Source organism: Thermobifida sp., from assembly GCF_017577275.1.
Taxonomy (GTDB): domain Bacteria; phylum Actinomycetota; class Actinomycetes; order Streptosporangiales; family Streptosporangiaceae; genus Thermobifida; species Thermobifida fusca.
This window is the reverse complement of sequence record NZ_PITY01000013.1, coordinates 103974-112994: the sequence shown is the minus strand read 5'-3', so window position 1 is coordinate 112994 and position 9021 is coordinate 103974. Positions and strand designations below refer to the sequence as shown.

Annotated in this window: 9 protein-coding genes and 1 riboswitch; of the genes, 7 read left to right on the top strand and 2 right to left on the bottom strand. The window is 66.9% G+C overall.

Annotated elements, in window-relative coordinates; genetic code table 11:
• The first annotated feature begins 144 nt into the window (after positions 1–144).
• Positions 145–897 carry an enoyl-CoA hydratase/isomerase family protein gene (locus CW348_RS02210; RefSeq protein WP_016188564.1) on the top strand — a complete coding sequence of 251 codons (753 nt, stop codon included), beginning with the start codon at positions 145–147 and terminating at the stop codon, positions 895–897.
• Positions 898–1019: 122 nt separating this feature from the next.
• Positions 1020–1553 (top strand): sugar O-acetyltransferase, encoded by a 534-nt coding sequence (locus CW348_RS02205; protein WP_016188565.1) that lies wholly within the window; start codon positions 1020–1022, stop codon positions 1551–1553.
• A gap of 27 nt (positions 1554–1580) precedes the next feature.
• Here the strand turns inward: CW348_RS02205 and CW348_RS02200 are convergent, their stop codons facing one another.
• On the bottom strand, positions 1581–1895 hold the full coding sequence (locus CW348_RS02200; RefSeq protein WP_011291702.1) for a multidrug efflux SMR transporter: 315 nt from the start codon (positions 1893–1895) through the stop codon (positions 1581–1583).
• A gap of 25 nt (positions 1896–1920) precedes the next feature.
• A riboswitch (guanidine-III (ykkC-III) riboswitch) is annotated at positions 1921–1982 on the bottom strand.
• A gap of 382 nt (positions 1983–2364) precedes the next feature.
• Between CW348_RS02200 and CW348_RS02195 the strand changes: the two genes are divergently transcribed.
• Positions 2365–3066: a TetR/AcrR family transcriptional regulator gene (locus CW348_RS02195; protein WP_081638431.1), complete on the top strand. Its 702-nt coding sequence runs from the start codon at positions 2365–2367 to the stop codon at positions 3064–3066.
• Positions 3067–3711: 645 nt separating this feature from the next.
• On the opposite strand, the gene CW348_RS02190 is transcribed toward CW348_RS02195, so the two are convergent.
• The gene (locus CW348_RS02190) at positions 3712–4989 is read right to left on the bottom strand and encodes a hemolysin family protein (RefSeq protein WP_104612860.1); all 1278 of its coding nucleotides are present in this window, start codon (positions 4987–4989) and stop codon (positions 3712–3714) included.
• A gap of 179 nt (positions 4990–5168) precedes the next feature.
• Between CW348_RS02190 and CW348_RS02185 the strand changes: the two genes are divergently transcribed.
• The 4 genes from CW348_RS02185 (at position 5169) to CW348_RS02170 (ending at position 8934) form a co-directional block, all read left to right on the top strand.
• Positions 5169–5753 (top strand): general stress protein, encoded by a 585-nt coding sequence (locus tag CW348_RS02185; RefSeq protein ID WP_011291705.1) that lies wholly within the window; start codon positions 5169–5171, stop codon positions 5751–5753.
• 331 nt (positions 5754–6084) lie between these two features.
• Positions 6085–6963 (top strand): NAD(P)-dependent oxidoreductase, encoded by an 879-nt coding sequence (locus tag CW348_RS02180; RefSeq protein ID WP_011291706.1) that lies wholly within the window; start codon positions 6085–6087, stop codon positions 6961–6963.
• Between the two features lie 176 nt (positions 6964–7139).
• Positions 7140–8015 carry a helix-turn-helix domain-containing protein gene (locus tag CW348_RS02175; protein ID WP_104612859.1) on the top strand — a complete coding sequence of 292 codons (876 nt, stop codon included), beginning with the start codon at positions 7140–7142 and terminating at the stop codon, positions 8013–8015.
• A 247-nt stretch (positions 8016–8262) separates the two neighbouring features.
• Positions 8263–8934 (top strand): DsbA family oxidoreductase, encoded by a 672-nt coding sequence (locus CW348_RS02170; RefSeq protein WP_011291708.1) that lies wholly within the window; start codon positions 8263–8265, stop codon positions 8932–8934.
• Positions 8935–9021: the final 87 nt, after the last annotated feature.

Genomic DNA, 9021 nt, shown 5'->3' with positions numbered 1-9021 from the left:
GAGGCGGCCGGGGGGGGCCGGGGGGGGGGGGGGGCGGGGCGGCCTAGTGTGGCGCTGGTAATCCCCGTGGCGGTGCCGCTGGCGAAGTGTTTTCGGGCCCGCCACTGGAAGACAGCAGGATTCGAGGGGAAGGTGGTGGGTCGGATGAGTGGTGTGCGCTGCGTGGTGGACGGGGGGATTGCGCGGATCACGCTTGCCCGTCCGGAAGCGTCGAACTCGGTGGACATGGCGGCCGCACGGGCTTTTGGGGAGGCGGTTGACCAGGCCGGGGACCCGGCGGTTCGGGTGGTGCTCCTCACCGGCGAGGGGAAGCGGTTCTGTGCCGGCGGGGACGTGGCGTCGATGATGGCGGCTGAGGACCGGTCGGGGTATTTGAACGAGCTCGCTGCCACGCTGGGCGACGGGCTGCTGCGGTTGACAGAGTTGGCTAAGCCGGTGGTGGCCGCGGTGCACGGGGCGGTCGCCGGGGCCGGTCTCGCGTTCGTGCTCACCGCTGACCTGGTGGTGGCGGCGCGTTCCACCAAGTTCCTCATGGCCTATGCCGGGGTGGGGTTGACGCCTGACTGCGGGGTGTCTTATCTGCTTCCCCGAGCGGTCGGGCAGCAGCGGGCGTTGGAGATGGCCTTGATGAACCGGCCGTTGACCGCAGAGGAGGCACGCGAGTGGGGGCTGGTCACCGAAGTGGTTGACGACGAGGCGGCGGTCAGCCGGGCAGAAGAGGTCGCCGCGCAGCTTGCTGCGGGGCCCGCGTTTGCTCTCGGCCAGGCGAAGCGGCTGCTCCGCTCGTCGTGGACGGTGTCACCGCAGCAGAGTGTCACTGATGAGGCGGAGACGATCAGCCGCGCGATCGGTACCGATGATGCGGCCCGGTTGATTGACGCGTTCTTGAAGCGCTAACCGTCGGGTGCGGCATCCCGCGGCTGGGCGGGGTGCCGCGGACAGGCAGGGCGCAAGTAGGCTGGGGCAGGCATTCCGCTGGGCGGAAACGGGAGGCGACTGTGGCAGGGCAGAAGGAACGCATGCTCGCAGGCGAACTGTACATTGCCGACGATCCTGAGCTGGCGGCTGACCTGCGGCGGGCGATGAAGCTGATGGAGCGGTTCAACACGGCTCCTGCGGAGGACGCTGACGGGCGGCGGGCGATCCTGGCGGAACTGTTGGGTGAGGTCGGGGAGGATGTGGAGATCCGCCCGCCGCTGTACGTGGACTACGGCTACCAGATCAGTATCGGACCGCGGACGTTCGTCAATTTCGGGGCGGTCATGTTGGACGTGGCGCCGATCCGGATCGGCGCTGACACGCAGATCGGCCCGAACGTGCAGTTGTTGACCCCCACCCATCCGTTGGATCCCGAGTTGCGGCGCGCCAAGTGGGAGGCGGCCGAGCCCATCACGATCGGGGAGAACGTGTGGCTGGGCGGCGGTGTCATCGTCTGCCCAGGGGTGACGATCGGCGACAACACGGTGGTGGGCGCGGGGGCGGTGGTCACCCGTGACCTTCCGGCGAACGTGGTCGCGGTGGGGAATCCTGCGCGGGTGATCCGCGAGCTTTAGAACCGTGTGGGCTCGGCGGGAAGCGGCTTATTCCAGTACTCGAAGCCCGACGATGCCGCTGATGATGAGCAGGAGGCAGCAGATTTTCGCCACGCTCACGGCTTCGCCGAGCCAGACCATGCCGACGGTGGCGGTGCCGACCGCGCCGATACCGACCCATACCGCGTAGCCGGTGCCGACGGGGATGGATTTGAGGGCCAGGGACAGGCCAACCATGCTGAGCACCATGGCGACGAGGAAGATCACCGAGGGCCAGAGCCGGGTGAAGCCGCGTGAGGCGTCGAGCGCGATCGCCCATACGGTTTCGAGGAGTCCGGACAAGATAAGGAGCAGCCAGGCCATCTCCGCCTCCGAGTCGTAGGGAAGTGCCGCGCCGTCTTGTCCTGACCGGGTACGGCGCACCTCGTCCGGGGCTGAGGCTCGGGGCCCCGCCGTCGGATCAGGTTAACGGAGCGGGGTGAGTGGTCATGCCGGCGGTGGGCCGGGACGGGGTTTGGTGGACCGTGCGGGCTGCACGCGGGTGCGGCGGGGTGGGGTGAGCGGGGCGTCTGGTGCCTGTGGTCTGCGGAGGGCTCTCTTGCGGGCAGGTGCAGGGGCTGTGGCTGGTGCAGCTGGCCTGCGCAGAGGGTTCGCCTGTGAGAAGAGCCATTCTTGATGGGCGGTAGAAAAGCGCTCCAAAACGGGTTAAGGCAACTGGTTATTTGCGCGATGCCAACTGGTCAATCCCTTCAAAGCGAAATCCAAACTACGGTTGGTGGGGGAACGTTTAAATGCCTGAATAATGGCTGGGACAGGAGTAGGGTTCCCCCTGATGACACGGAGGTATGAGGGGAAGATCGTGAAAGAGGCAGAGTCGCATGCGCTCACCGAGGAATTCTTGATCCGACCGCCACGTCAGGAGCGGAGCCGTCGAGCGTGGGCGCGGGTGCTGGAGGCCGGTGCTTCCCTGTTCGAAGAAGGCGGGTATGAGGCGTTCACCATTGCGGCTGTCTGTGAGCGCGCTAAGGTTGCCCCTCGGGCTATCTACGACCGCACTCCCAGCAAGGATGCGCTTCTCGTTGCTGTCTACGAGTACTGGGTGAACCGGGTCTGGGAGGAGATGCGGATTTTTGACGACGAGGAGCAGTGGATCGGTCTTGACGGTCCTGAACTAGTCACACGGCTCTTCACGGAGCTCGGCAGCATCCTTCGTCGCCACGAGTCCTTCACCCGGTCACTCATGACTCTTTCACCCACTACCCACGACAGGATCTACCGGCGGGTCCAGTGGTACAACAGGCAGCTCATCGACCGGCTCACCAACCTGTTGCTGCTGGCAAAACCGCAGATCGCGCACAGTGATCCGGAGACGGCGGTGCAGATGTGCCTGATTGCTGTCTACTCCGCGCTGATCGTGCACGTCGGGTGCGGCGCAGTGCTGGCGCCGGCTTCTCTCGACCGTGACGATTTCAACCGGCATCTCGCGGAGATGGCGCTGCGCTACCTGCTGGGAGCGGAGCCGCAAGCAGCGTGAGGGGAGCTCGGGAGCAGAGGCTAGACACCAGGGAAAATAGCCATAGGTAATGACACCCAGCGTTTTCTTCTCTGGAAGATTTTTCTCGGCTGCCGATACGGAAAGGGTGAGAGCGAAGGGGGAGAATGGCTCTCCGGCGTTTCCGAAGCGCTGTTTTCGTTTTTGGTGGAGCCGACGCTGTGTGAAGAAGCTCAAGGAGCCTCCCGCTGCTGGAGTTGTGCAAGGATTTCAGCACAGTACCTCGGAGACTATTGGCGCTAGTGCGTCTTCCTGGTGCAAAGTCGAGGCGACTGAGCTGGCTGGTTGCTAAAGTGTGTCGATTTTAGCGAAGAAAGATCCTCGACAGTGGCTGATTTATCCCTTCGTGGGGATCGATAGGCCTTTTGTTCCTCGACGTCGAGCACTGATGCGTACTGTCCGTTCCGGTTTTCGTAGGGCGGGGGGAAGTATGAGACGGGTTCAATTTCTGTGAGAACCGTTTTCCGGGTTCCGTTCAGCCCGCCCTGGGACGCGGTCAGCGGTGTCCCAACGGGACGCCTGCGTGGTGCAAGCTCCCCTGCACCGAGAGACGAAGGTGGAGGGGAGCTGTGTTGTGCGGGCGGTTCGCGCTTTTCTGTCGCCGGTGGCCCGGCACGTTAAGAGCGGTCACTCCGGCGTTGCGTGCGGGCTGAGCACGACTTCGGTGATGGCCCGGCCGTTCACAGCTGCGACCGTGGCAGTCCACGAGCCCAAGACCACCTGCTCCCCGGGTTTCTCGGGGATGTGGCCGAGCTGGGCTAGCAGCATCCCGGCCACGGTGACGTAGTCGCCTGCGGGCCGGTCGGTGAGGTGCACGTCCAGCTCGGGGAGTTCGTGCACGGGGAACGTGCCGGGCAGCCGCAAAGAACCGTCGGGCAGCCGGGTAACGGCGAGGGGAGCCGTGTCCGTTTCGTCGTAGATGTCTCCCACGATCTCCTCGAGCAGGTCTTCGAGGCTGACGATGCCGTCGATCGCTCCCGTGCCGTCGACGACGAGCGCCAAGTGCTGGCGTTCCGCGATCATGCGTTCCAAAGCCAGGGAGACCGGCAGGGAGTCGGCGAGCAGCAGCGGGGCGCGAGCGGCTGCGCGAGCGCTGCCTTCCCCCCGCAGCAGATCCGCCCAGTGCGCGACTCCCACCACGGTTTCCAGGTCGTCGTCAGCGACGACCGGGGCCCGGGAATGCCCGTGCTCGGCGAGGAAACGTGCCGCGTCCTGGGCGGGCATGGACGCGGGGACGACAACGACGTCGCGGCGGGGGATGAGGACGTGTCGCAGGTTCCGGTCGGCGATCTCGAACGCCCCGGTGAGAATGGTGCGCTGTTTGCGGGTGATGTTGGGCTGGGTGGCGAGCAGGTCACGCAGCTCCTCTTGCGACATTTCTTCCCGGGTGGCTGCCGGGTCGCCTCCGCTGAGCCGTACCACCAGGTCGGTGGAGACGCTGAGGAGCCACACCGCGGGCCGAGACAGCACGGAGAGCAGGGTGAGCGGCCGGGAGATGAGCACCGCCCAGGTTTCCGCCCGCTGCATGGCGATGCGTTTGGGAGCGAGCTCCCCGAAGACCAGGGTGATGAAAGTCAGCGCTACGGTGACCAGCACGATCGCCACGGGCGGGGCAGCTGTGCCGAAGACTGTGCTGAGCGGCGGAATCAACGGCTGGGCGAGGGAGACCGCAGCGGTCGCGGAGGCAAGGAACCCGGCCAAGGTGATACCGATCTGAATGGTGGCCAGGAACCGGTTGGGGTCGCGGGCGAGGCGTGCCACAGCACGCCCGCCTGCCCCGCGCCGCTCGAGCTGCCGTAGCTGGCTTTCCCGCAGGGTGACGAGCGCGATCTCGCTGCCCGCGAAGACCGCGTTCGTCAACACCAGAACTGCGACGAGCGCGAGTTGAACCGTGTAGTTCTCCATGGGGCCTCTTCGGACGGTGCCCCGTGGCCTCTACCCGCGGACATCAAAAGAGCAACACGCTGCGCGCAGGGGAGCACGGCTTTCCGGACGGTGGGGTGCACGGGATAACAGGACAGCCAGCGGATACCGTACGGGGCTGCTGCCTGCCGGTTCGCGGGCAAGAGGCGGGAAGTAGGCGGGTGGATGATTGGACCGCGCCGCTGGGGGCAGCCGTGCCAGAGAACGCGGAACCGCTGTGCGGTCCCGCCCAGGTGGACGAGTCCACGGAGGCGATGATGAACGGTCCCGAGTTCAACGCTCCCTCCGGCAGCATCCCCGCGCAGCGAGGACAGCGGCGGATCGCGAGCTATGCCACGTACGCGGAAGCGCAGCGGCTAGTCGATCGGATGTCCGACCGGGGATTTCCCGTGGAGCATGTGCGCATCATCGGGGACGGTGTGCGCACAGTGGAGCAGGTCACCGGGCGGATGACCAAGGTGAAAGCGGCCCTGGCCGGCGCAGGGACAGGGGCCTGGCTCGGCCTGTTCGTCGGCCTGCTGTTCGGCTTGTTCGCGATCGGCCCGGCATGGTTCTGGGTGATCCTGGTCAGCGTGGCGATCGGTGCGCTCTGGGGTGCGGTCTTCGGGTTTGCTGCACATTGGGCGACCCGGGGGCAGCGGGACTTCTCCAGCGTGCAGAGCCTGCAGGCAGAGCGCTACGACGTCTACGTCAATGCCATGCACGCTGCGCAGGCAGAACGTTTCCGCCAGGAAGCGAACCTCTAGCCTGCTGGCGGGCGCTGCCAGGCGAAAAACGGCAGCACCGGGAAGACCTGTGCCCAGACCGGCTGTCCCGCGGGACGGCCGACGAGGCGTCTCGGAACACCTCATCGCGGTTCCTCTCGACTGACAAGGACGCCACCGCTGCCTAGAGCCTGCTCGTGGAACGGGCACGGGTACCCCGCGTGGGCGCGCGGCTACGCGGACTTGGTAGGGATGGTGGTGGCCCGGCGGACGCGCCGAGCGAGGGCCGGGGCGGTCCCGCTGATCCGCAGTGGTCCCCGGTCGCGCAGCGCGTCGCCGCGAACTGATCCGAGTGGAGAGGAACCGCAGCGCTATGGCCCGTATCGCTTTCATCGGACTGGGCATCATGGGAAGCCCGATGGCCGTCCACTTCCACAATGCTGGACACCAGGTTGTCGGGTACAACCGCACTCCCGCGAAGACGAAGGCTTTGGTGGAGGCCGGAGGAACCGCTGCGGCAAGCGTCTCCGAGGCGGTCGCCGATGCGGACGTGGTCGCGCTCATGGTCACCGACACGCCTGACGTGGTCGAGGTTCTCACCGGTGCGGGCGGCGTGTTCGAGACGGCCAAGCCTGGCACGCTGATCATCGACTTTTCCACAATCCGCCCCGATGTGACCGCTGATCTTGCCGCCCAGGCCCGCAGCAGGGGATTGCGCATGGTTGACGCCCCGGTGTCCGGGGGCGAGGTGGGCGCGCAGAACGCGACCCTGTCCATCATGGTTGGCGGCACCGAGGAGGATTTCGCGGCCGCCCGACCGTTCCTCGAAGTGGTCGGAAAGACGATCGTGCACGTGGGGCCGAGCGGTTCGGGGCAGACGGTGAAGGCCGCCAACCAGCTCATTGTGGCGGGGCATCTGGCGGTGCTCGCCGAAGCGATCGTCTTCTTGGAAGCCTACGGGGTGGATGTGTCGGCCGCTCTGGACGTCCTCGGCGGCGGGCTGGCGCGCTCCGCGATCATGGAGCACAAGGCTGAGCTGATGCGTCGCCGCTCGTTCACGCCGGGGTTCCGGCTCGACCTGCACCACAAGGATCTCGGCATTGTCACGACAGCTGCCCGGGAAGCCGGGGTGGTGATTCCTGTGGCGGCTGCGGCCGCGCAGCTCATTGCGGCAGCGCGCGCAAACGGTGACGGCGACCTGGACCATTCTGCGCTTTTCCGCACGATTGCTCGGCTCTCCGGGCGGGACTGAGCCACGCGTGCAGCGCCGTGCCCCGGCCGGTGGAGTCCGCCTGGCAGGGCAGGAGTACGGCGTGGCTGGGCTGCGTGAATGCAGCGGCCCAGCCACCTGACCGAATCGGGCATACAAGATCGGGCGGGGCCGCGGGGGCTCCTTCTAGCGTGAAACAGCAGAGGAAGGAGATCCAGGTGCTGGACCGGCTCAACCAGGCCATGGAGTACATCGAGCGCCACCTCGACCAGCGGATCGAGGGTGCTGAGCTGGCGCGGATCGCGGCCACGTCGGAGTACCACATGCGGCGGCTCTTTTCTGCACTGGCGGGGATGCCGCTGTCGGAGTACATCCGACGGCGGCGGCTCACCGTTGCCGGAGCCGAAGTGCTGGCGGGGGACCGCACCCTGCTCGACATTGCCGTGCGCTACGGCTACGGCTCGGCGGAGGCGTTTGCGCGGGCGTTCCGCGCCATGCACGGGGTAGGGCCGGGGGAGGCCCGGCGCACCGGTGCGCCTTTGCGCTCCCAACCTCGGATGTCCTTCCGGCTCGTCGTTGAAGGGAGCACAGACATGCGATACCGGATTATGGAGAAGGACGCTTTCCAGGTGGTTGGGAAGAAGGCGCGCGTGCCTCTCGTCTATGAGGGGCCTAACCCGGCCATCGTCGAGTTTGTGCGGAGTATCGACCCTGGGACACTGCAGCGGCTGGCGGAACTGTCCGATCAGGAGCCGCGGGGAGTGGTCGCAGCTGTTGCCAACATCGCCGGTGAGCGGGTGAGCGCACCGGAAGGCACCGAACTGGACTACTACCACGGGGTGGTCACTAGTGCGCCAGCACCCGAGGACATGGCGGTGCTGCCCGTGGCGGCAGGGCTGTGGGCGGTGTTCGAAGTGGAGGGAGAGGCGCCGTACGCCATCCAATACCTGTGGCGGGACGTGTTCACCCAGTGGTTTCCCGCCAACCCCTACCAGAGTGTGCCGGGGCCGGAACTGTTGCGCACCACGATGTCGCAGGACGGAGCCTATGTAGAAGCCGAACTGTGGGTCCCGGTGGAGCGGGTCGAACGGTGAAGCGGGAAGAGGACGCGAGCCGGGGCTGTTGATGACAGTGGCCGACTGCGGTGCGGTCGGCCACTGATACCCCCCGTAAGCACCGGTGAGTGAGGATGTTGATGGAGACGCCGCAGCTTCCAGAGACACCGTCTGCTGGATCCCGCGACCCGCACGAGGACCTGGAGGCTCCTTCACCGCCCCCCGGGAACGGACTGGTCATCGTCGGGGAGAGTGACGCCCCGACCTGCACGGACGGGGTGTGCTGGTGAGCGCCCCGGACCGGGCTGTGACCGTCGAGGTCTGGTCGGATGTGGTGTGCCCGTGGTGCTACATCGGCAAGCGCCGCCTGGAGCGTGCCTTGGCGCAGTTCGAGCACGCCGATGAGGTGGAGGTCGTCTGGCGGAGCTTCCAGCTCGACCCGACGTTCCCCGCAGGGGTCCGCCAGCCTGTGCCGCAGATGCTGGCGGAGAAGATCGGCGGCACACTCGAGCAGGTCCGGCAGATGAACGCGAGGGTCACCGCATTGGCCGCGGAGGAGGGCCTGGAGTACCGCCTCGAACAGGCCACGATGGTGAACACGTTCGACGCCCACCGCTTGACCCATCTGGCCAAGGCGCATGGCAAGGGGGATGCCGCGCACGAGCGGCTGCTGCGCGCCCAACTGGTGGAGGCGCAGGTCCTCGACGACGCGGACACGCTGGTCCGGTTGGGTGTGGAGATCGGGCTTCCCGAGGAGGAGACCCGTCGGGTAGTGGCGGGGGACGATTACGCCCAGCAGGTGCGGGACGATTTCGCGGCGGCACGCACCCTCGGGGTGCGCGGGGTGCCGTTCTTCGCGTTGAACCGGGCGTTTGCGGTGTCCGGCGCTCAGCCCGTGGAGACGTTCGTGTCCGCGCTGCGCGCCGCCTACACCCGCGCTCGGCCCGCCCCAAGCTGAGGACGTCGGGCCGAGCCCGGGTGAGAGAAGGAAGGGCCCCGCCGGTGCGGCTGCCGGCGGGGCCTGCACTGTTCCGGTCAGACCTGG

What these genes read in the sequence shown, in the direction of transcription:
- CW348_RS02210 (WP_016188564.1), top strand. Translation starts at nt 145, where the DNA reads ATGAGTGGTGTGCGCTGCGTGGTGGACGGGGGGATTGCGCGGATCACG.
- CW348_RS02205 (WP_016188565.1), top strand. Translation starts at nt 1,020, where the DNA reads ATGCTCGCAGGCGAACTGTACATTGCCGACGATCCTGAGCTGGCGGCT.
- CW348_RS02200 (WP_011291702.1), bottom strand. Translation starts at nt 1,895, where the DNA reads ATGGCCTGGCTGCTCCTTATCTTGTCCGGACTCCTCGAAACCGTATGG.
- CW348_RS02195 (WP_081638431.1), top strand. Translation starts at nt 2,365, where the DNA reads ATGACACGGAGGTATGAGGGGAAGATCGTGAAAGAGGCAGAGTCGCAT.
- CW348_RS02190 (WP_104612860.1), bottom strand. Translation starts at nt 4,989, where the DNA reads ATGGAGAACTACACGGTTCAACTCGCGCTCGTCGCAGTTCTGGTGTTG.
- CW348_RS02180 (WP_011291706.1), top strand. Translation starts at nt 6,085, where the DNA reads ATGGCCCGTATCGCTTTCATCGGACTGGGCATCATGGGAAGCCCGATG.